Source organism: Acidobacteriota bacterium, from assembly GCA_030949985.1.
GTDB lineage: Bacteria > Acidobacteriota > Polarisedimenticolia > J045 > J045 > JALTMS01.
Map to the genome: position 1 here is coordinate 211,944 of JAUZRX010000010.1, position 19,382 is coordinate 231,325.

The window sequence follows — 19,382 nt, forward strand, 5'->3', positions numbered from 1 at the left end:
CCCGGGCGGGGGCGAGATTGACGAGGTGAGCGCCCTGGCCCCCATCGCCCGGCTTCGCCCCGGTACGCAGGCGCTCTACGCCGCCGTGCTGATGGCGGCCGTCACCACCTCGGGCGTGCTCCGTTCGTTCCACGACCAGACCCCCCGCCTGTTCCCCGGCGCGTTCGGCGACATCCTGGCCCTGGGCACCTTCGCCCTGCTGGCCCTGCACCTCCTCCAGCGGCGTGACGGACGGGACCTGCTGGGCGAGGCGGCCCGCCCCACGGGGCTGCGGGCCGAGGTGGCGATTCCGCTCCTGACGGTGGTGCTGGCTGAAAAGTGGGTCTCGATCGATCTGCTGGCCTCGGCCTGGAACTGGATCGACTCCCGCCTGAGCGATCCCCGGCTGGCCGACGCGGCCTACCGGGGCTGGACCGCCCTGGCCTTGATGGGCGTCGCCCTGGCAGGGACCTGGGTGCTGCGGCAAAGCCGCCACCGGCTGGCCCGCACCCTCGAGTGGAACCGGCTGCGGAGGGCCGTGCTGCTGGCCGGGGCCGGCTTTGCCATCACCGCCACGGCGGCCTGGGCGCTGGTCCTGGCCACCGGCGCCTGGTCGCCCCCCTACCGGGGCCTGCCCCTGGCGGTGGGACTCGCCGTGGGCGTCAGCCAGGCCGTGCGGGGAGCGGCGGAGGAATTTTTCTACCGGGGATTGATTCAAACCGGATTGGTCCGCCTGCTGGCCGAGACCGGCATGGGGGAAGGGCGCATGCCCCGGCTGCTGGCGATCCTCACCGTGAGTACGGGATTCGCCGTCGAGCATTACGATCCCGGCATGACGCCGGCCGGCAACCTGCGGCCCCTGCTTTTTGTCCTGGTGCTCTCGGCGACCCTGGGCACCCTGCTCGAAGTCTCACGGAATCTCTACCTGGTGATCGCCCTGCACGTGCAGATCAACCTGCTCGTGGCGGGACTCTGGCCCCTGCCCCTCGGACCGGAGGGCCAGCCCCTGCTTCCGGCCGGCACGCTGGTGGCGCTGCTGCTGGCGGTCGTCTTCGCCGGGGTCGTGCTCCGCCACCGCCGCCGGGGCTTCGCCTGACGAACGGGGTGCGACCGCGGACGCCCGGGCGCGGGCCGGCGGGTCAGTTGAAGCAGATGTGGGCGGCCATTTCCTGGATGAAGCGGCGCGTGTCGAGCGGCTGGGCGTGGATCGTGCGCCCCATGTAACGAATCGACACCGGGGCGACGCTCTCGTCGGTGGAGGCGATCAGTACCTGAGCCGAGACACCCGCCTCGAGACGCTCGAGGTCTTCCCGGGTGGCCGCGCGGCAGCGCCGGGGCAGACACTCGACGCTGCTGTTTTCTTCGGTGGTGCTGCCAAGAGGGTCTTCGCACTGGACGGTCTTCATTTCCCCTGGACTCCTTTTTCTCTGGCTCTCGGAGCGGCTGCTCAGCCGGCCCGGGAGGCCTCCTGCTCATCGAGCATTTCCGAGAGGAAGCGATCGATCTCCCAGTCGACCTCACCGATCATCACGGTGCCGTCGGGCAGGATCCCCGCACAGGCGCAGGGCACAGGATCCCGCACACCGTCCTCTTCGTCGTCTTCGAGGAAGAAATCGATCAAACGCTCACCGGGACGGGAAAGAAGGAGCCAGAGGTTCTGCCCCGAATCCCACGCCGCATCTCCGCCGACGACGAAACCGTCGACAGGTCGAAGCTGGTGGTGGCTCTGCTCCCCGCGGGTCGTGATCCTGGCTGTGGTCTGGGTTTCGGACTTCATCTTCCCTCTTCCTTGGGTCATCAAGTGCTCTCCCGGTTTCTCCGGCGCTTCCACGCCAGCCCGTAGAGCAACCCTCGTGCCAGCCCCCCCCGAGTGCTTGTCTGCCCCACTCTTCGGCAGCAAAGCCGCGAACTTTCGGGACTTTGCGCGGAATCTCCCCGGAGCGGGAGCGCGAGGACTCCGACTGGGGTGTCCGAATCAGGTCGCCTTGGGCCGGAAGGGGGTGTCAAATATTGACACCCCCTGTGGGCCGGGGATCCAACCAATTGGAATCAAAGGGATTACGGAAAGAAGGGCGTGTCCGTATCCGGACACCCGGCCTCAGGAAGGGTGGATATCCTTCGATCGCGGACGCGGGGAGGCCACCGGCCCGGCGGGACGGGTCGGCCGGGTCGCGGGAAGCGGAGCCAGGCCGTAGCGTTCGATGCGGCGGTAGAGAGTCGCCCGGGGCAAACCGAGAATCCGGGCGGCACGCTTCTTGTTCCCCCCGCAAACCTCCAGCACCCTGGCGATATGGGCCCGCTCCACCTCGGCCAGGGTGGGCAGCCGGTCGCCGCCTTCCACCGTAGAGGGCAAATCCAGGTCGTCTTCGCCGATCACCTCACCCTCGGCCCGGACCATCGCGCTTTCGAGCAGGTGCTCGAGCTCGCGCACGTTGCCCGGCCAACGGTGGGTCATCAGGCGCTCGAGAGCCGCGGGGGAAAGGACCAGGTCGCGGCCCTCCCTGCGGGAAAAGCGTTCGAGGAAAAACCGCGCCAACAGGGGAATGTCGGTTTGTCGCTCCCGCAGCGGAGGCATGCGGATCACCAGGGTCGCCAGGCGGTAGTAGAGGTCCTGGCGAAAACCGCCGCCGTCCATCTCCCGGTCCAGATCCGCGTTGGTCGCGGCGATGATGCGGACATCCACACTGATGTCCGCATCACCGCCCACCGGCCGGATGCACCTTTCCTGGATCGCTCGCAGCAGGCCGATCTGCACCCGGGCCGGGGCGGTGGCGATTTCGTCGAGAAAGAGGGTGCCCCCCTGGGCGGAGAGGAACAGCCCCTTGCGCCGGCCGGTCGCACCGGTGAAGGCTCCACGCTGATGCCCGAAGAGTTCGCTTTCCAGCAGCTCCGGGGCCAGGGCCCCGCAGTGCACGGGAACGAAGGGCGCCTCCCGCCGCCGGGAGTGCAGGTGAATCTCCCGGGCCGCCACCTCCTTGCCGGTTCCCGACTCGCCGAGCAGCAGCACGTTGCTCTCGCAGCCGGCCGCGCGGCGCAAGGCGGCAAACAGGCCTTGCATCTCGGGACTCTGGCCCATCAGGCGGCCGAAACCCTCGGCGGGCCCTTCGCTCAAGCGACGCAGGTCTTCCTCGAGCCCACGCTTTTCGAGAGCCCGGCTGACGTCGATCAGCAGACGCTGCCGTTCGAGGGGTTTGGTGATGAAGTTGTAGGCTCCCCGGCGAATGGCCTCCACGGCGTCCGCCACCCCTCCCTGGCCGGTCATGATGATCACCTCGCAGGGCAGGGCTTCGGCCTGCACCAGGTCCAGCAAATCGAGGCCGGTGGCGCCGTCGCCGAGGAGGTAGTCGGTCAGCAGCAGGTCCCAGCTCGCGGTGCGCAGCCTGGCCGCGGCCTCGTGCACCGATCCCGCCTCCGCCACATGGTGCCCCGCGGAACGCAACATGGCCGCCGCCATCTGTCGCACGGCCATCTCGTCGTCCACCACCAGCACCCGGCCGGTACGCGTTATCGAGGTCAAGGGCTCGTCCTCGTCACGAGCTGGATGGGAGGAAGGCGGGTGGTGGCGCGGCCCTAACGCGACCCGCCCGCTCGGGAGGCGGGACCGCTCCGCGCCAGGATCTCGGAGATCCTCCCGCAATTCTCCAGGATTTGCCCCAGACAGTCACGCACCTCTCGAGGAAGATCGAATCCCCGCATCAGGAGCCACTCCGCCGAACCGAGAATCGCGGTCACCGGACCGGCCAGGTCATGGCGCAGGTTGACGATGGCATCTTCGCCGGTCACGGCCTCCGCCACCACCAGCGCGACGCGCCCCCCGCCACGTTTCTCGAAGACCTCGATCCGGGCCGTCCCTCCCGGGCCGCCCGCGAAGGCCGGTCCGGGAGGGCGCTTGCCCGGATCGGCAGCCATCCAATCGGACCAGCCCTGCCGGCACCGCGCCTCGAACAGGGCCAGAACGTCGCTTCCCGGCTCGCCCAGCCCCTGCGCCGCGCCGTTGCGGGCCAACATCCGCCCCGCGTCATCGATCAGCAGAGCCGGCCGGTCCAGCAGATGCAGCAGACTTGCCAGGACCTCGACGGAGACCCCCCTCTCCGGCACGACGCCGATCTTCCCGTCACAGTTCATTCGCGCACTCCCCTCCACTGTTCCCCCGCTGTCGACCCACCGCGGCAGTTTACGAATTCCCCGCGCCGATCGTCAACCGCGGCAGGAAGGGCCGCCCGGGCTTTTCGTTCCATAATCGGGCTCCCTGAGGAAAGGAAGACATGCCATGGTCCACGACATTTCCCCACCCCTCTCCCCCGCGCTGGCGGTATGGCCCGGTGACGTGGCCGTTCACCGGGAGGTCAGCATGGATATGCGTGACGGCGATGCGCTGAACCTCTCGGCGCTGCGCTGCACGGTACATGCGGGAGCCCACGCCGACGCCCCCAGCCATTTCGGCGCCGGCGCCCCCAGCATCGAGCAACTCGACCTGGAAGACTTCATCGGACCGTGCCAGGTGGTGCGGGTGGAGGTCGGCGGCGGCACCGCGATCCGCCAGGAGGATCTGCCGGTCGCGATCACCGCCGAGCGCGTGCTCTTCGCCACCGGGACCCGCCCGGACCCGGAAGTCTTCACCGAGGATTTCGCGGCCATCGATCCCCGCCTGGCCGAGAGCCTGGCCGACCGGGGCGTGCGCCTGATCGGCATCGACACGCCCAGCGTGGATCTCTTCGACGCCCCGGATCTGCCGACCCACAAGACCTGCCTGCGCCGCAACCTGCGCATCCTCGAAAACCTGGCGCTCGGCGGCGTGGAACCGGGCTTGTACGAGCTGATCGCTCTCCCCCTGCACCTGGTGGGGTTCGAAGCGTCGCCCGTTCGGGCGGTGCTGCGAGAGCAGCACGGCACCCGGCGGGGGGCAGGGGCATGAAGCCGGTCACCCGGCCCCTGGTCCCGGCCGCGCTGCTGATGGCCGCCACCCTGGCCGGCCCCGGCTGCACCCGAACTGTTTCCAGCCCGGCTCCGCCGCCCCGGGTGCTGCTCGTCGGCATCGACGGGGCGGAGTGGGAGCTGATCCGACCGCTGGCTGCGGCCGGCGATCTGCCGGCCTTCCGACAGCTTCTCGAGGAAGGAGCCACCGGTGACCTGCGATCGTTAGCCGGCTACAACTCCCCGGCACTGTGGACCACGATCCTCACCGGGCGTCTGCCCGCCCATCACGGCATTCCCGGATGGACCCTCGAAGACGAACGGGGCGATCCGCAACTCGTAACCTCCAACATGCGCCGCGCACCGACACTGTGGGAGATTCTCGGTGCCGCCGGCCTGCGCTCGACGGTGGTCGGCCATCTGGCCACCTGGCCGGCCACTCCCATCGAGGGCTACCTGGTCACCAACTACTCGCCGATGGCCGTCACCCGCGGCGAAGGTGACCACGCCAGGACCGCCAATCCCCTCAAGGGAACCGTCTGGGAGGACGTCCCGGCGCAGGTTTTCCCGCCCTCCCTGCTGACGGAGGTCCTCCCCCTGCGCGTCGACATGGCCGACGTGGGTGAAGAAGAGATGCGGTCCTTCATCTCCCGGCCACCGCCCGCCCCCGGAGCCCTCGAGGCGGACCTGCTCCACAGCCTGCGCTTCGCCCATGCGGCGGACAGGACTTATGCCGGCATTTTCGATCACCTGCGCGCCAAGGAGCGCACCGCTTTCGCCACGGTCTACTTCGGCGGCGTGGACGCGGTTTCCCACCGCTTCTGGCGCTTCATGGATCCGTCCCTCCAGGGAGCGTCCGACGTCGAGCGCGAACGCTACGGCAAGGTCATCGCCCGCTACTACGCGTTCGTCGATCGCTACCTGCAGCGCATCCTCCGCGACCTGGACTCCCGGACGACCCTGATCGTCTGCTCGGATCACGGGTTTCGGGCGGCCCGCAAGAAGGACTCGCGCCGCAACCGGGAGTATTCCGGCCGCCACCGGCTCCGTGGAGTCCTCGCCCTCTACGGTCGCGGTGTGCGGCGGCCGGCCGTCGTCGAAGACGCCCGGCTGGTCGACCTGGCCCCCACGATCCTGGCCCTGCTCGGTCGGCCGGCGGCCCGCGACATGCCCGGCCGCGTCCTCGCGCAGGCCCTCGATCCCCGGCTTGTCGATCGTCTCCCGGCCCCCGTCGCGACCTACCAGGCCCTCGCGCCCCGTCCCGCCGACCGGACTCCCCGACCCTCTCCCGTCGACGAGCAGATGCTCGACCAGCTCCGCAGTCTCGGGTACGTGCAGTAGGCCCACGACCCCTGCCGCCCGACGGGCACGGAGGCCCCCGACCGACTACTCGACGGTCCAGGTCGACGGACCGGCCAGCAGCGCGGCCAGGTCGCGGGAGTCGCTCTGCTCGGCGCGGCGAATCTGCTCGTGGTGCAGATCCTCGAAAGCGGGCGCGGAGACGTCCCGCAGCACGCCGAGGGGCAACGGGAACTCCGGCGGCGCCAGGTGGGAGAGCAGGAAAGCCAGGGAGGGACTGGCCAGGGTCTCGTCGTGGACGATCAGGCGCGGATCGGCGCCATCGTTCCAATCCACCACCTTGGGCCGGCCGCACTCCTCGAGAATCAGCGCCTTGCACCCGTCCTCGCCGAAGCGCAGGGGCTTGCCCTGCTCGAGGTAGACCACGTTGTCGACGCGCTCCTGCTTGCCGGTCACCTGGCTCCAGGCACCGTCATTGAAGATGTTGCAATTCTGCAGGATCTCGATGAAGGCCGCGCCCCGGTGACGGGCAGCGCGATGGATCATCTCCTGCAAGTGCCCCTTGAAACGGTCCGCCGTCCGCGCCACGAAGGTCGCCCCGGCGCCCAGGACCAGCGAAAGCGGCTCAAAGGGCGGATCGATCGAGCCCAGCGGCGTCGACGCGGTGACCTTCCCCTGCTCTGAAGTGGGCGAGTACTGTCCTTTCGTCAGACCGTAGATCCGGTTGTTGAACATCAGGATCTTCAGTCCCACGTTGCGCCGCAGGGCGTGCATCAGGTGGTTGCCGCCGATGGCCAGGCCGTCACCGTCGCCGGTGACGACCCAGACATCCAGCTCCGGCCGGGCGAGCTTGATGCCCGTGGCCAGGGTCGGAGCCCGGCCGTGTACACCGTGGATCCCGTAGGTTTCCATGTAGTAGGGAAAACGGCTCGAACAGCCGATTCCCGAGACGATGACGAAGTTCTCCCGGGGCACGCCCATGGCCGCGAAAGCGGTCTGTACCGCGTTGAGGATCGCGTAGTCACCGCAGCCCGGGCACCAGCGCACCTCGAGCCCCGAACTGAAATCCTTCTTCGTATAGCCGGGAACTTCGGGCGTGCTCATCGCTTTTCCTCCAGCAGGCTCCGAGCCCGGTCCTTGATCTCCGCGACGCGGAAGGGCTGGCCCTGGATCTTCTGCAACCCCTCGATGGCCACGTTGTAGCGCGCCGTCAGCACGTCTCTGAGTTGCCCGCGATTCAGCTCGGGCAACAGGATCCGCCCCGAATACTCTCGCAGGATCGCCTCCAGCCCCCGGGGCAGAGGGTGCAGGTAACGCAAGTGCACGGAGGCCACGTTCCGACCCTCTCGACGCAGTTCCCGGGTGGCCTGGGTGATCGCACCCCAGGTCGAGCCCCAACCGACGATCAGCAGATCGCCACCGGCCTCACCCTCCTCGAAGGTCGCCGGCGGAAGATCCTCCGCCACCGCGGCGACCTTGGCCGCCCGCGCCGCCACCATCCGCTCGTGATTCCGGGGGTCGTAGGAGACCGCCCCCTGCTCGTCCTTCTCGAGCCCCCCCACCCGGTGCTCGAGCCCCGGCGTACCCGGACGCACCCACGGCCGGGCCCCCGTCCGCGCGTCCCGCACGTAGGTCCCCCGAAAGCTCTCGGGATCGCTGTGGAAGGCGACCGGAATCGGTGGTAGATCCTCCGGCGCCGGCACACGGAAAGGCTCGGCCCCGTTGGCGATGTAGCCGTCGGAGAGCAGAATGACCGGCGTCATGTGGCGAATCGCCAACCGGGCGGCCTCGAAGACCATGTGGAAACAGTCTCCCGGAGAAGCCGCGGCAAGCACCGGCAGGGGCGACTCGCCGTGGCGGCCGTGGAGAGCGATGTCCAGGTCCGCCTGCTCGGTCTTGGTGGGCAGCCCGGTGGAAGGCCCACCCCGCTGGACGCAGATCACCAACAACGGCAATTCCATCATCACCGCCAGGCCCAGCATCTCGCCCTTGAGCGCCAGCCCCGGCCCGCTGGTGCTGGTCACCCCCAACGCCCCGGCGAAGGAAGCGCCCAGGGCCGCCCCCACGGCGGCCATCTCGTCCTCGGCCTGGAAGGTGACCACGCCGTGGGCCTTGAGGCGCCCGGCGCGGTGCAGCACGGTGGATGCCGGAGTGATGGGATAGCTGCCCAGGAAAACCTGCAAGCCGGATTGGTGCGCCACCGAGGCCAGCGCCAGGGCGATGGCCTCGTTGCCGTCCAGGTTGCGGTAGAGCCCTGCCGGCAGCGGCGCGTGGGCCACCTCGTAGACGGTCTGGAAAATGCGGGCGGTCTCGGCGTAGTTGTAGCCGGCTCGCAACACCTTCTCGTTGGCCTCCGCCAGCGATGGACTGGATGCGAACTTGCGGCGCAACCATTCCAGGGTGGGCCCGAGTGGCCGGCTGTAGAGCCAGTAGAGCATGCCCAGGGCGAAGAAGTTCTTGCAGCGATCCCGCTCCCGCACGCTCAATTCCGTCTCTGCCAGGGCCTGCCGGGTGATGCTGGTGATCCCCACGGGATAGACCCGGTAACCTTCCAGCTCGTGCCCTTCCAGAGGCGAGCTCTGGTAGCCCGCCTTGCGCAGGTTGTTTCCATCGAAGGCATCCGAGTTGACGATCAGGATGCCCCCCTTCTTGAGGCCCGAGAGATGCATCCGCAAGGCCGCCGGATTGAAGGCCACCAGCACGTCGGCTTCGTCACCGGGGGTCAGCACCGACTTGGAGGCGAACTGAAGCTGGAAGCCGGAGACACCGGGCAGGGTGCCCGCAGGGGCGCGAATCTCGGCCGGATAGTCGGGAAGGGTCGCCACATCGTTGCCCGCCAGGGCGGAGGTCTCGCTCATACGGCTGCCGGTGAGCTGGATGCCGTCGCCGGAGTCTCCGGCCAGGCGAACGATGACCGCCTCGACCTGCTGCCGCCGCGTACCACCTTCGGAGGGGCTCGTTGAAGTCATGGAAGATGCGCCTTCGTGGGAGCGGGCGGGGTTACCGTCCCGCCGCCGGATACGCCTAACTCGACCACCAGGTGGTTTTCGTCTTCGCTGGGCTCATTCTATGTCCAAACGGTTTTCGGGCAATTCCCCCACCCGCGGCAGGGGCCGTGACCAGGACCACTCCCGCAGGGTGTATTGCCGGCGCCCCAAGCGCCCCCGCACGATGATCCGGCTCGCCACGTCGAGCCCCCCGGCCCGGCGCCAGCTCTCGAAAACGAGTTCCTCGTCGGGCTCGGCGTCCGCGGCACGACCCGGCCACCAGACCCGCAGGGCCTCCGGCCGCGTGCCGCCCTCCTGCACCACGACTTCGATCACCGACCCCTGGGCCAGTTCGACCCGCAGAAAAGGACGGGGCGCGGCGCCTGCGACCTCGCCCTCCGGCACCTCCGCGGGAAGCAGCCCGGAGACCACCGCCCCGGCCAGGACCGCCGGCTCGCGAAACGCCCATTGCTCGAGCTGGTCGAGCCCCACCGCGCCGACTTCGGACTCCTGCTGCTCACCCGTGACCAGCCGATCGCTCCCCGGGGACGAGTCGATCTCCAGCTTCCGCTCCCCCGCGCGCCAGCTCGCCCGGGCCCGCTCGGGGCCCGCCTCCACCTGCATCTCGGAGATCACGGGTCCCGCCGGCGTCATCTCCTCGACGGAGTAGCGGGCCACGTAGGCCACGGGAACCGGCCGTGCCCCGTCGCCACCCAGCGCCCGCAGGAGTTCCAGCGCCCGTTGCCGGGCACGCTCCCGCCTCTGCTCCTCCTTCACCCGGCAGGGGCGCGGCAGGTCCCGGCCGCAGTGATCGAGAGGAGCGACGAGCCGCGGCTCGGGGAAACCCGCCAGTTCCACGGAAACAGCCGCCGGAGCGCCGGCCTCCACCGCCACCCGGGCGGCGCTGGCCAGCAGATCGGCGGCGACCGGCTTGAGCCGGCTCGAATCCATGGGCCTCTTCCATCGGTCCGCCGGGGGCCAGCGCCAGGCGGAAGCCGTCAGCAACTCGTCGACCAGCAAGCGCTCCGGCTCCGAGCGCCGGCGGTCCGCCGCCCCGTCCAACCGTCGCCGAGCGCGCAACACGGCATCCCGACGGAATGATTGCCGGGCAGCCGAGTCCAAGGCCGCCATCAGCACTTTCCAGGCGGCCGCCCCCTGCCCGGGCCGCACCTCGGCACCGAGCAACAGGACACCGCCGCCGTCGGCCGCCGCGACCACTTCCACAGAAGCCACGGCTTCCGGGCCGAGGGCGACTCTCAGGCGCTGGGCAAGGGAACCTTCACCCTCGGCCAGGGACTCGGCGAGCAGTTCCAGGGCTGCGCCATGGCGCTCGGCCACCCGGCGATCGAAACGCAGACCGTGAACCAGGGCCAGGGTGCCGGCGGGAGCCTCGAGGTCCTGCACCCGCAGGCGCTGGACCGTCGCCGGCACCTCCGGAAGTTCGAAGCGCAAGGACGCGAAATCCCGCTCCACCCGGGTCTCGAGTTCCGCCGCCAGGCGGGGGGCCCCGGCCGGCGGCCCGGCGAAGAGCACCGGCAGCGGCCGGAGGGAGAACTCGTCGAGCATCCGCTTCACTTCGTCGGTGGCGATCTCGGCCCACAGCCCCGGCTGGGCTTCCAGGCTCTCGGCCGCCGCGCCGGAGCCCAGCAGGGCCAGCAGGGCCATCCGCCGGGCCTGGCCGCCCGGCTCCCCACGCGCGGCCCGGGCGCGGGTCTCGAGGGTCCGGCGGGCGCTGTCCATGGCTTTCCGGGAGGGGAGCCGGGGTCTGAGCAGGGGCCGGAGCAACGCGGCCAGGCGCTGAACCCGCCCCGACGGCAGGCGGTAGCCCACCGCCACGTATCCCGGCAGGGCCAGCGTCAGGGGAGTTTCGTCTTCCCGGCCGGTGCCCTCGACCAGGGCCCGCGCCGCGAGGTAGGCCGGCGCCTGTGCAGCCCCCTCCGCGGGCCAGAGCACCACCGCCGCCATCTCTCCACCCTCCGCAGGCATGACCCGCATGGGCCCGGCGGCGCCCAGCGCGGAAAGGATGCTTCCGACCATCAGCGCGACGGCCGACAACCACGGGCGGAAGGGAAAGAATCGGCTGGGGACGAGAGGTCGCGTACGCATGGTCAGGGATTGTAAGCGCTGGGAGCCGGCACGGCAGCGATCTTTCGCCCCCCTCCCGCTCCGGCCGGATCGGGAGCGGCTCCCACGGCGATTTGGCCGGCGCAGCGTTGGGGTCCATACTTTCGGAGAGGTTGTCCGTGGACCTCGCAGCCGAGGCTGGATGCCCATGGATCCGCAGGTTTCTCAACACGCGAAGTCATAAGGAGCAGCAGGCAATGTCCAACCAGAGCGATTCCGGACTGGCAGTTCTTGGAGCCTTCATCTTCGGCGGCCTCGTCGGTGCCGCCGTAGCCCTGCTCACGGCTCCGAAGACCGGTAAGGAAACCCGGGAAGATCTCTACCGCTGGACCGAGGGCGCAGCCCAGAAGACGCGGGAGAAGGTCCAGACCCTGGCGGCCGACACGGGCGAGAAGGTGCGTTCCCTGGCCGAGGACGCCGGCGAGAAGGTGCGCCACGTCTATGGCTCTGCCAAGGATCGCTTCGCCCGCGGCGAGGAGGCCGCCGACCCCGACCTGCCCACCGCCGACTGATCTCCACGGGCGCCCCGACCCCGCGACAGGGGCCGTGGCGCCCGGACTGGATTCCCGGCGGCGCGCGCCCTAGATCTCCCTCTGGAGCCCGACTCCGAAGAGGGGGATGTCATGTCCACCAACAATTCGCTCTTTGGCGGTGATAGCCCCGCGACCATCTTCCACATCGGCGACCGGAGCCTGGCTCTTCCGGCCTTCTCTGTGCGCGAGATGATCGCCATGCCCCCGGTGACGCCGGTTCCCCGAACTCCCCCATGGGTCAGGGGCGCATTCAATCTCAGGGGGCGGTTGATTCCCGTGGTCGACCTGCGGGTCAAGCTCGGCATGCGCCCCCTCGAAGAGGAACTCAACGACCTGGTCCAACTTCTCGGTGAGCGCCAAAAAGATCACCTCAACTGGCTCGAAGAATTGGAGGCATCGGTCCGGGAGGGCCGGGAATTCCGCCTGGCCACCGATCCCACCAAGTGCAAGTTCGGCCGCTGGCTTGCCGGCTTCCACACCAACAACCCGCTGCTTCAGCAACTCCTGGGCCGATTCTCCGAACCGCACCAGGGAATCCATGCGATCGCGATCGAGGTCGGCCACTTGATCACACGCAACGACAACGAAGCTGCGCTCAAGACGATCAACAACGCACGCCATGGCCTGCTCGACGAGATGATCCGGCTCTTCGAACGAACCCGCACCATGCTCAGGGAAACGACGAGGGAAATAGCCATCGTCCTCGAACACGACGACGTCGAGTTTGCCATCTCCATCGATACGGTCGATGGTGTCGAACACCTGGCCGCGAAGACCATCGAGGAACTGCCGAACATGCTCGGTGGATTGGACGAGGATGTTTTCGCGGGCGCCGCGCGGCGTGAGAGGGACGGCTCAGTCGTTCTGCTGCTGGACCTGGGGGCCCTGCTCCCCACCATCACCGAGAAAATGGCCCAAAGCGCCTGAGGCCGCCGCGCGCCGGCCCCTTGTCCGGGGCCGGCTCTTTCAGCGCGCTTCTCTGATCTTCAGTACACCTCGGGCACGAAGGTCTGGTCGCTGATCGGTGGCCTCACATAGCCGGTCTGCTTGGGCCGCTCGGGAAGCTTGATCACCTTGGGCGTCGTATCCACGTAGGGGATCAGGCTCAGCAGGTGGTGGATGCAATTGAGCCGCGCCCGCTTCTTGTCGTCCGCGTCGACCACGTACCAGGGCGCCTGCTTGATGTCGGTATAGGCGAACATCTCGTCCTTGGCCTTGGAGTACTCGATCCATCGGGCCCGCGATTCGAGGTCCATCGGGCTCAGCTTCCAGCGCTTGAGCGGATCCCGGGCCCGGGCCTGGAAACGACGTTCCTGCTCCTCCTGGCTGACGGAGAACCAGTACTTGATCAAGGTCGTGCCGGAACGAACGATCATCCGCTCGAACTCCGGGCAGGAGCGCAAAAATTCGCGGTACTGCTGTTCGTCGCAGAAGCCCATCACTCGCTCGACGCCCGCCCGGTTGTACCAGCTGCGATCGAAGAGAACGATTTCACCCCCGCCGGGCAAATGAGGCACGTAACGCTGGAAATACCACTGGGTCTTTTCCCGCTCGGTCGGCGTACCGAGAGCCACGACGCGACAAATCCTCGGATTCAGGCGCTGGGTGATTCGCTTGATCACGCCGCCCTTACCCGCTGCATCGCGTCCCTCGAAGATCACCACGATCTTCTTCCCCTCGGCCTTGACCCATTCCTGCAGCTTGACCAGTTCCACCTGGAGTTTGGCCAGCTCCTTCTCGTAGAACTTGCGCTTGAGCTTGGGGCGATCGACGGTCCGGGGCGGATGGTCGTCCAACACCGCCGTCAGGGAATCGGGGCCCGGCTTGTGATGGCTCTTGTTCTTTTTGCTCACAGGCTCCTCCGCGGGGACTCCCCTCGGCAGCACGATCGCGAGGGTGCCCTGGCTCATTCTAGGTCCCGCCGGGGCCTTCGTTAAGCACTTTTTTACCCATCGATCGGCCCCTCCTGAAAAGTACACTCCACGACGTTCCCTGGGCGCGTTACACGCCGCCCCCCCGCCGGGAAGGAACGAGAGCAGCCAGGCTGCCCTCTTCGCCGATCGCGGCCATAGGCCGCCAAGCACCGGGAATTGCCCCGCTCGCGGCCCCGGCCGGCCTCTGGATCGCAATCGAGGCGGGGAACTCCTTTCCGGTCGGTTGCCAACAGGCTCTCCGAAGGCCTTCAACCCGGTTCCCACCCCCCGGCACCCGGCGAATACGGCTGTCGATGAGGCCCACCGCAGGCCGTTCGGACAGGCTCCAGCCTCCCTTGGCCTCGCACCCCATACCTGGTGCGGAAAATCGGTTGCCGGACCCTGGGGAGCGAACGCCGATGCCGGCCCGGCCCTCAGCGACCGACCGCGCCTACAACCGACCGCGGCCAGCGTCCGCCCCGCCTCGAACATCCACAACCCACTTTTTTTTAATACCTTGCTGGCCCAGACCCTGCTTTTTGAGTTTCCCCTTGCCTCGCCCCTTTCACGACCCTAACGTGAACCTTGCAGGAGGCTTGCAGACGGAAATGACAAAACGCCCGACACCCAACCAGAGCCCGTCGAACCGAACCCCGGCCCACCCCCCGGGCGCTTTCTCGCTCCGCCCGTCCCCCCTCTCCCAGCCACCGGAGGTCCTTTCACCTCCAAGACCGCTCCCTTAGCACTCACCGTCGTAATCCACAACCCGAGCTGGAGAAGCACAATATGAAGACCATGGCAATGCCACCCTCTGTCGAAAGCGCACCCGAGACTGCCCCCTCCAACGCCGACCTCGAGACCAAGAGGCGTCTGGCCAAGCAGCGAGCGGCCCAACGCGCCGCCAGTCGTACAGCCGCAAAGCGACAACAGGCCGCGGAGCGGATCGCCGCGGCGGTGGAGGAGATGGCGAGCTCCGTCCCCAGCGCCAATGCGACGGCCGACGAGCTCAACGGCGCCATGGAACAAATCGCCGCCGCCGCCACCGAAGCCAGTGCCTCCGCCGAGCAGAGCGCCGCGGCCGCACGTGAACTCGCCCGCGTCGCCGAAAACAGCGCCTCGTCCACCAAGGAGAATACGGAGCAGATCCTCAAGCTGCAGGAACGCATCCGCCAGACCTCCCGTGACCTCAACGCGCTGGTCGAGAACGCCAAGGTCGCTGCCGCCAACAACCTGCAATCCGCTGAACTCATCGCCGAACTCGAAAAGCAAGCCGCCGAGATCGGCATGGTGGTCAAGACCGTCGCCGGGATCGCCGACCAAACCAACCTTCTCGCCCTGAATGCCGCCATCGAAGCCGCCCGGGCCGGGGAACACGGCCGCGGATTCGCCGTCGTTGCCGACGAAGTCCGCAACCTCGCCGAAGGCGCCGAAAAATCCGCCAGGGAAATTCGAGAGCTCGTCCAGTCGATTCAGGACGACGTTCAGAAAGTCGCCGGGGAAATCAAGACCAGCGCTGCGAAGGGCCAGGAGTTGGCCACCAAGGGCGACGAGATCACCGCTCAGCTGACCGAGGTCGAATCGGACATGGAGAAGGTCACCCAGATCTCCCTGCAGATCAACGACCTCACGACCGAGATCCAGGCCGCGATCACCCAGTTTTCAAAGGGTACCGACCAGATCGCTTCGGCGGCGGAAGAATCGGCCGCCGCTTCCGAGGAAGCCTCCGCCGCGGTCAACGAGCAGACCAAGGCCCTGCGCGACATCGAAAGCACGACCGATGAACTGGCCCAAATGGCTGAATCGTTGCGGTCGTCCACCGACATGGACAAGAGCGCGGAGCAATTGGCCGCGGCCTCCGAGGAGTTGTCGGCCACCATCGCGGAGATGAGCGCCGCCTCTCAGCAGATCGCGACCGCCATCCAGCAAATCTCCAAGGGCGCCGAAGCCCAAAGCGCCGCAACAGAAGAATCCTCCGCCGCCATCAAGCAGATCACCAGCAACATGCAGAACATCGCCTCCAGCGTCGAAGCCGCCCTCGAATCGGTCAAGGAGCAGCGGGAGCTGATCCGTAACAACCGGAGGAGCGTGGACGAGCTGGTCGCGAATCTATCCGAGAGCGCCAAATCCGCCAAGGTCTCCGCCGAGAACATCAGTGCCCTCGAAGTCCGAGTCCGCCAGATCGACAAGATCGTGGATGCCATCACCAACGTGGCCATGCAAACCAACATGCTCGCTGTCAACGGCGCGGTGGAGGCGGCCAGGGCCGGCGAGTACGGCAAAGGATTCGCCGTTGTCGCATCCGATATCCGCTCCCTGGCCACGGACTCCGACGCCAACGCCGAAAAAATCAAAGACCTCGTTCGCAACATCCAGGACCAGGTTCAGACCGTCTCCCGTGACGTGCTCCAGCTCGGCGCCGCCGCCGACCAGGATGTCGAAGCCGCCAAGCACGCCATCCGGAGTCTGGAACATGTGGAAACCGACATCGGCGTGGTGTACGACGGCACCGCCGCCATTCGCGACAACACCCAAGCCGCCGCATCCGCAGTCGAGCAGGCACGGACTGGCATCGACCAGATAGCCGCCGCCGCGCAGGAGTCGTCCGCTTCAAGCAACGAGGCGGCTACTCTCGCCACACAGCAGCAGCGCAGCATGCAGGAGTTGGCGCAGGCCATCGAAGACATCTCGGCCATGGCCGACGAGCTCCAGAACTGAGCATACCCACGGAGGCCGAACAGTGGAGCCAACCGAGATCCTGCCCGACAGCGTCAACCAGTTGGTCAGTTTCACCATGGACGGCGAGGAATTTTCCTTCCCCATCCATGCTGTCCAGGAAATCGTCCGACTGCCGGATGTGACCCCGGTGCCCGGCGCTTCCACTTCCGTCGAAGGCATCATCAACCTGCGCGGAAGCATCCTCCCTCTGATCGACCTCAGGAGATCCCTGGGCCTCGCCGATACGACCTATTGCGATGATTCGAGAGTCATCGTGGTGCGTCACCAGGGCGGACAGACCGGGATGATCGTCGATCGCGTAAACGAGGTCCTCCAAGTCCCCCGGGAACACATCGCCCCCCCGCCGCCGAACCTTTCCACGCCCGGCGGCAGCGCCCTCCTCGGCCTGGCCAAGATCGAGGGCGGCAGGCGGGTGATCATGATCCTCTCCCAGGACCAGCTTCTTCCCCCCGTTGCCGAGCAGCCGAAGGATATGAACCCTCCTTCGTCCTCCTCCCAGGTCACCGAAACCGAAACCCGAATCGAGGACGAAAGGTTGCTCGTCACGTTCAGACTGGCCGACGAGGAGTTTGCGGTCAACATTACGGATGTCCGGGAGATCGTGCGCCCCGGCAACATCGTGCGCATACCCAAGGCTCCATCTTTCGTCGTTGGCATCATGCCTCTCCGTAACGAGCTCTTGCCGGTCATCGATCTTCGCAAACGATTTGGACTCCCCCAACCATGCCACGACCCGGCAGAGCGGGAGTCCACGCCCGAATCCGACGCCCGGCGCATTGTCGTCGCCGATATCAACAACATGACCACCGGCTTGTTGACCGACTCGGTGTCCCAGGTACTGCGCCTGCCCGAACGCGAGGTCGCGCCGGTCCCCGATATTACCCACGCCGAGCAGGCGGCTTACCTGCAGGGCGTCGGAAAACTCCGAACCGGGGACCGTCTGCTGCTCTTACTCGACCTCGCGGGCCTGCTTTCCGCCGAGGAGCAGACCAGCATCAGTCAGGCCACGGGCAATCGGCAAGCCACCGCAGGAGAAGCGCACATGACCGCAAGACAGGATACGGAGGACGTCCGGCACCTCGTCTGCTTCCGCATTGGTGATGAGGAGTTCGGTATCGGTATCATGCAAGTGCGGGAGATCGTCCGTGTCGAAACCATAACGGCGGTGCCCGGCGCTCCATCGTTCGTCTCCGGTATCGTCAATCTCCGTGGCAATATCCTGCCGGTGATCAACCTCCGCAAGAGATTCGGCCACGAAGATCTCGAACACTCCGAACAGAGCCGAATCCTGGTCGTCGAACTCGACGGAAAGACCACCGGCCTCATCGTGGACGCGGTGAGCGAAGTCCTGCGTATCCCGGAAAAAGACATCGAACCGACTCCACAAATACTCACGGAGAACGTCGCCAGTCGCTACGTCTCCGGCGTGGGCAAGCTGGACAACGGAAACCGCACCGTGCTGCTGTTGAAAACCGAGGACCTGCTGCAGCGCGCGGAAATCCAAGCCCTGCCCGGATCCGGCGAGCCTGCGGTCCCGGAGGCCTCCGACGGGCCGAATACTGAAGAAGTCACCGGGCACGGCGAGTCCCCTTCGGGCCGCAACGGGCAGGTTCAGAGCCCGGCCAAACCGCATCGCGACCTCGTGCCGGACCAGCAGGTGGAAAACCAGCCGGCCTAGCCGGTATTCATGGGAAAGGAAATCCGCAAGTGATGGGAAAGATCCGCGTTCTGATCGCCGACGACTCCGCGCTGATGCGCCGAGAGTTGACCCGGATTCTCGAGAGCGATCCCCAAATCGAAGTTCTTGCCGCAGCGCGCAACGGCCAGGACGCCGTTGAGAAAACCCGCAAATTGGACCCGGACGTGGTCGCCCTCGATATCAACATGCCTGTGATGGACGGGTTGACCGCTCTGCAAAACATCATGATGGACTCTCCCCGGCCCGTCGTGATGATCAGTTCCCTGACCCAGGAAGGCGCCTTGACCTCTTACGAGGCCCTCGAACTGGGAGCTGTCGATTTCGTCGGCAAGCCCGGCGGCACCATCTCCCGTGATATCCGTCGCTCATCTGACGAAATCATCAACAAGATCAAGGCCGCAGCCAGCGCCAACAAGAAGCGCCTCTCCCACCACCGGGTCCGCCGCCCGGCCACGGCGACCAAGCGCGCGACCCGTACCGCCGCGCGTCCCTCCGCAAACGGCAGGATCGTGGTCATCGGCCAGTCCACCGGCGGCCCGAACACCATCCTCGACATCCTGCCGCTCCTCCCTGCCGACCTGGGCGCTCCCGTGGTCATCATTCAACACATGCCCGCTTCCTTCACCCCCTCTTTCGCCGAACGCCTCGACAGGCACTGTGCCTTCCCATTCAAGCAGGCCGAGGCCCACGATGTGGTCGAGGACAATCACGGCTACCTCGCACCCGGCGATTCGCACATGCTTCTCGCCCGTCGTGGGGGCCATCGCAAGGGAGCCCTGGTGCGCCTTTCCCCGGAACCTGCCGACACACTACACAGGCCCTCGGTGGACGTCACCATGCATTCCATTCTACAGCTCTACGGGGGCCCAAACATCGTCGCGGTCCTCCTGACCGGGATGGGTGCGGACGGCGCCGATGCCATGGCAGCCATTCGGAAGGCCGGTGGACGCACGATCGCCGAATCCGAAGAGACTTCCATCGTCTTCGGCATGCCCCGGGAAGCCATCGCACGGGGAGGAGCCGAGTTCGTCCTGCCCTCCTACGAAATCGCGGAAAAAATCGTGGCCCTTGTCGGCGCCGGTGCGAGGGTCTCGGCATGAACACCCAGGCCGCGTCCGCCGCCCTGCGCGTGCGCCATCGTTCCACGCCATTCGGCCCGCTGTCACCGAGCGAGCGCCCCGGATTGTCCAGCATTGGA

At 67.3% G+C, this 19,382-nt stretch carries 16 protein-coding genes; 8 read left to right on the top strand and 8 right to left on the bottom strand.

Annotation, left to right across the window (positions count from 1 at the left end):
* The first annotated feature begins 25 nt into the window (after positions 1 to 25).
* Positions 26 to 1,075: a CPBP family intramembrane metalloprotease gene (locus Q9Q40_02255; protein MDQ7006033.1), complete on the top strand. Its 1,050-nt coding sequence runs from the start codon at positions 26 to 28 to the stop codon at positions 1,073 to 1,075.
* A 43-nt stretch (positions 1,076 to 1,118) separates the two neighbouring features.
* Here the strand turns inward: Q9Q40_02255 and Q9Q40_02260 are convergent, their stop codons facing one another.
* The 4 genes from Q9Q40_02260 to Q9Q40_02275 all read right to left on the bottom strand — a co-directional run bounded on the left by Q9Q40_02260 (position 1,119) and on the right by Q9Q40_02275 (position 4,104).
* Positions 1,119 to 1,385, bottom strand: a complete 267-nt coding sequence (locus Q9Q40_02260; GenBank protein MDQ7006034.1) for a hypothetical protein — start codon at positions 1,383 to 1,385, stop codon at positions 1,119 to 1,121.
* Between the two features lie 41 nt (positions 1,386 to 1,426).
* Positions 1,427 to 1,777: a hypothetical protein gene (locus Q9Q40_02265; protein ID MDQ7006035.1), complete on the bottom strand. Its 351-nt coding sequence runs from the start codon at positions 1,775 to 1,777 to the stop codon at positions 1,427 to 1,429.
* Positions 1,778 to 2,077: 300 nt separating this feature from the next.
* Positions 2,078 to 3,496: a sigma-54 dependent transcriptional regulator gene (locus Q9Q40_02270; GenBank protein ID MDQ7006036.1), complete on the bottom strand. Its 1,419-nt coding sequence runs from the start codon at positions 3,494 to 3,496 to the stop codon at positions 2,078 to 2,080.
* A 53-nt stretch (positions 3,497 to 3,549) separates the two neighbouring features.
* Entirely contained in the window at positions 3,550 to 4,104 is a 555-nt protein-coding gene (locus tag Q9Q40_02275; GenBank protein MDQ7006037.1) for a hypothetical protein, read from the bottom strand.
* 145 nt (positions 4,105 to 4,249) lie between these two features.
* On the opposite strand from Q9Q40_02275, the gene Q9Q40_02280 reads away from it, so the two are divergent.
* Together Q9Q40_02280 and Q9Q40_02285 are read left to right on the top strand one after the other, a co-directional pair.
* A complete protein-coding gene (locus tag Q9Q40_02280) occupies positions 4,250 to 4,894 on the top strand; it encodes a cyclase family protein (GenBank protein ID MDQ7006038.1) in 645 nt (214 codons plus the stop codon).
* Positions 4,891 to 6,234, top strand: coding sequence for an alkaline phosphatase family protein (locus tag Q9Q40_02285; protein MDQ7006039.1), 1,344 nt, complete (start codon positions 4,891 to 4,893; stop codon positions 6,232 to 6,234). Before Q9Q40_02280 ends, Q9Q40_02285 begins: the two co-directional genes overlap by 4 nt.
* Before the next feature lie 45 nt (positions 6,235 to 6,279).
* On the opposite strand, the gene Q9Q40_02290 is transcribed toward Q9Q40_02285, so the two are convergent.
* From Q9Q40_02290 to Q9Q40_02300, 3 genes are all read right to left on the bottom strand, one after another.
* A complete protein-coding gene (locus Q9Q40_02290; protein ID MDQ7006040.1) occupies positions 6,280 to 7,296 on the bottom strand; it encodes a 2-oxoacid:ferredoxin oxidoreductase subunit beta in 1,017 nt (338 codons plus the stop codon).
* Positions 7,293 to 9,161 (bottom strand): 2-oxoacid:acceptor oxidoreductase subunit alpha, encoded by a 1,869-nt coding sequence (locus Q9Q40_02295; protein ID MDQ7006041.1) that lies wholly within the window; start codon positions 9,159 to 9,161, stop codon positions 7,293 to 7,295. The genes Q9Q40_02290 and Q9Q40_02295 overlap by 4 nt, the downstream gene beginning before the upstream one ends.
* 93 nt (positions 9,162 to 9,254) lie before the next feature.
* A complete protein-coding gene (locus tag Q9Q40_02300) occupies positions 9,255 to 11,285 on the bottom strand; it encodes a hypothetical protein (protein MDQ7006042.1) in 2,031 nt (676 codons plus the stop codon).
* Between the two features lie 215 nt (positions 11,286 to 11,500).
* Here Q9Q40_02300 and Q9Q40_02305 point away from each other — a divergent pair, with 215 nt between their 5' ends.
* Together Q9Q40_02305 and Q9Q40_02310 are read left to right on the top strand one after the other, a co-directional pair.
* Positions 11,501 to 11,815 carry a YtxH domain-containing protein gene (locus Q9Q40_02305; GenBank protein MDQ7006043.1) on the top strand — a complete coding sequence of 105 codons (315 nt, stop codon included), beginning with the start codon at positions 11,501 to 11,503 and terminating at the stop codon, positions 11,813 to 11,815.
* Between the two features lie 111 nt (positions 11,816 to 11,926).
* Complete coding sequence (locus tag Q9Q40_02310) at positions 11,927 to 12,763, top strand: chemotaxis protein CheW (GenBank protein ID MDQ7006044.1); 837 nt, start codon at positions 11,927 to 11,929, stop codon at positions 12,761 to 12,763.
* 59 nt (positions 12,764 to 12,822) lie between these two features.
* Here the strand turns inward: Q9Q40_02310 and ppk2 are convergent, their stop codons facing one another.
* Positions 12,823 to 13,644: a polyphosphate kinase 2 gene (gene ppk2 / locus Q9Q40_02315; protein ID MDQ7006045.1), complete on the bottom strand. Its 822-nt coding sequence runs from the start codon at positions 13,642 to 13,644 to the stop codon at positions 12,823 to 12,825.
* Between the two features lie 891 nt (positions 13,645 to 14,535).
* Between ppk2 and Q9Q40_02320 the strand changes: the two genes are divergently transcribed.
* Genes Q9Q40_02320 through Q9Q40_02330 form a run of 3 tightly spaced genes read left to right on the top strand, consistent with a single transcriptional unit; the run spans position 14,536 to position 19,284 of the window.
* Positions 14,536 to 16,464 (top strand): methyl-accepting chemotaxis protein, encoded by a 1,929-nt coding sequence (locus Q9Q40_02320; GenBank protein ID MDQ7006046.1) that lies wholly within the window; start codon positions 14,536 to 14,538, stop codon positions 16,462 to 16,464.
* Positions 16,465 to 16,486: 22 nt separating this feature from the next.
* Positions 16,487 to 18,163, top strand: coding sequence for a chemotaxis protein CheW (locus Q9Q40_02325; protein ID MDQ7006047.1), 1,677 nt, complete (start codon positions 16,487 to 16,489; stop codon positions 18,161 to 18,163).
* 32 nt (positions 18,164 to 18,195) lie between these two features.
* The gene (locus Q9Q40_02330; GenBank protein ID MDQ7006048.1) at positions 18,196 to 19,284 is read left to right on the top strand and encodes a chemotaxis response regulator protein-glutamate methylesterase; all 1,089 of its coding nucleotides are present in this window, start codon (positions 18,196 to 18,198) and stop codon (positions 19,282 to 19,284) included.
* Positions 19,285 to 19,382 lie beyond the last annotated feature (98 nt).

Excerpts from the sequence above, each read along its gene's own strand:
- Q9Q40_02260 (MDQ7006034.1), bottom strand. The coding sequence starts at position 1,385 with ATGAAGACCGTCCAGTGCGAAGACCCTCTTGGCAGCACCACCGAAGAA.
- Q9Q40_02265 (MDQ7006035.1), bottom strand. The coding sequence starts at position 1,777 with ATGACCCAAGGAAGAGGGAAGATGAAGTCCGAAACCCAGACCACAGCC.
- Q9Q40_02275 (MDQ7006037.1), bottom strand. The coding sequence starts at position 4,104 with ATGAACTGTGACGGGAAGATCGGCGTCGTGCCGGAGAGGGGGGTCTCC.
- Q9Q40_02280 (MDQ7006038.1), top strand. The coding sequence starts at position 4,250 with ATGGTCCACGACATTTCCCCACCCCTCTCCCCCGCGCTGGCGGTATGG.
- Q9Q40_02285 (MDQ7006039.1), top strand. The coding sequence starts at position 4,891 with ATGAAGCCGGTCACCCGGCCCCTGGTCCCGGCCGCGCTGCTGATGGCC.
- Q9Q40_02290 (MDQ7006040.1), bottom strand. The coding sequence starts at position 7,296 with ATGAGCACGCCCGAAGTTCCCGGCTATACGAAGAAGGATTTCAGTTCG.
- Q9Q40_02295 (MDQ7006041.1), bottom strand. The coding sequence starts at position 9,161 with ATGACTTCAACGAGCCCCTCCGAAGGTGGTACGCGGCGGCAGCAGGTC.
- Q9Q40_02300 (MDQ7006042.1), bottom strand. The coding sequence starts at position 11,285 with ATGCGTACGCGACCTCTCGTCCCCAGCCGATTCTTTCCCTTCCGCCCG.
- Q9Q40_02305 (MDQ7006043.1), top strand. The coding sequence starts at position 11,501 with ATGTCCAACCAGAGCGATTCCGGACTGGCAGTTCTTGGAGCCTTCATC.
- Q9Q40_02310 (MDQ7006044.1), top strand. The coding sequence starts at position 11,927 with ATGTCCACCAACAATTCGCTCTTTGGCGGTGATAGCCCCGCGACCATC.
- Q9Q40_02320 (MDQ7006046.1), top strand. The coding sequence starts at position 14,536 with ATGAAGACCATGGCAATGCCACCCTCTGTCGAAAGCGCACCCGAGACT.
- Q9Q40_02330 (MDQ7006048.1), top strand. The coding sequence starts at position 18,196 with ATGGGAAAGATCCGCGTTCTGATCGCCGACGACTCCGCGCTGATGCGC.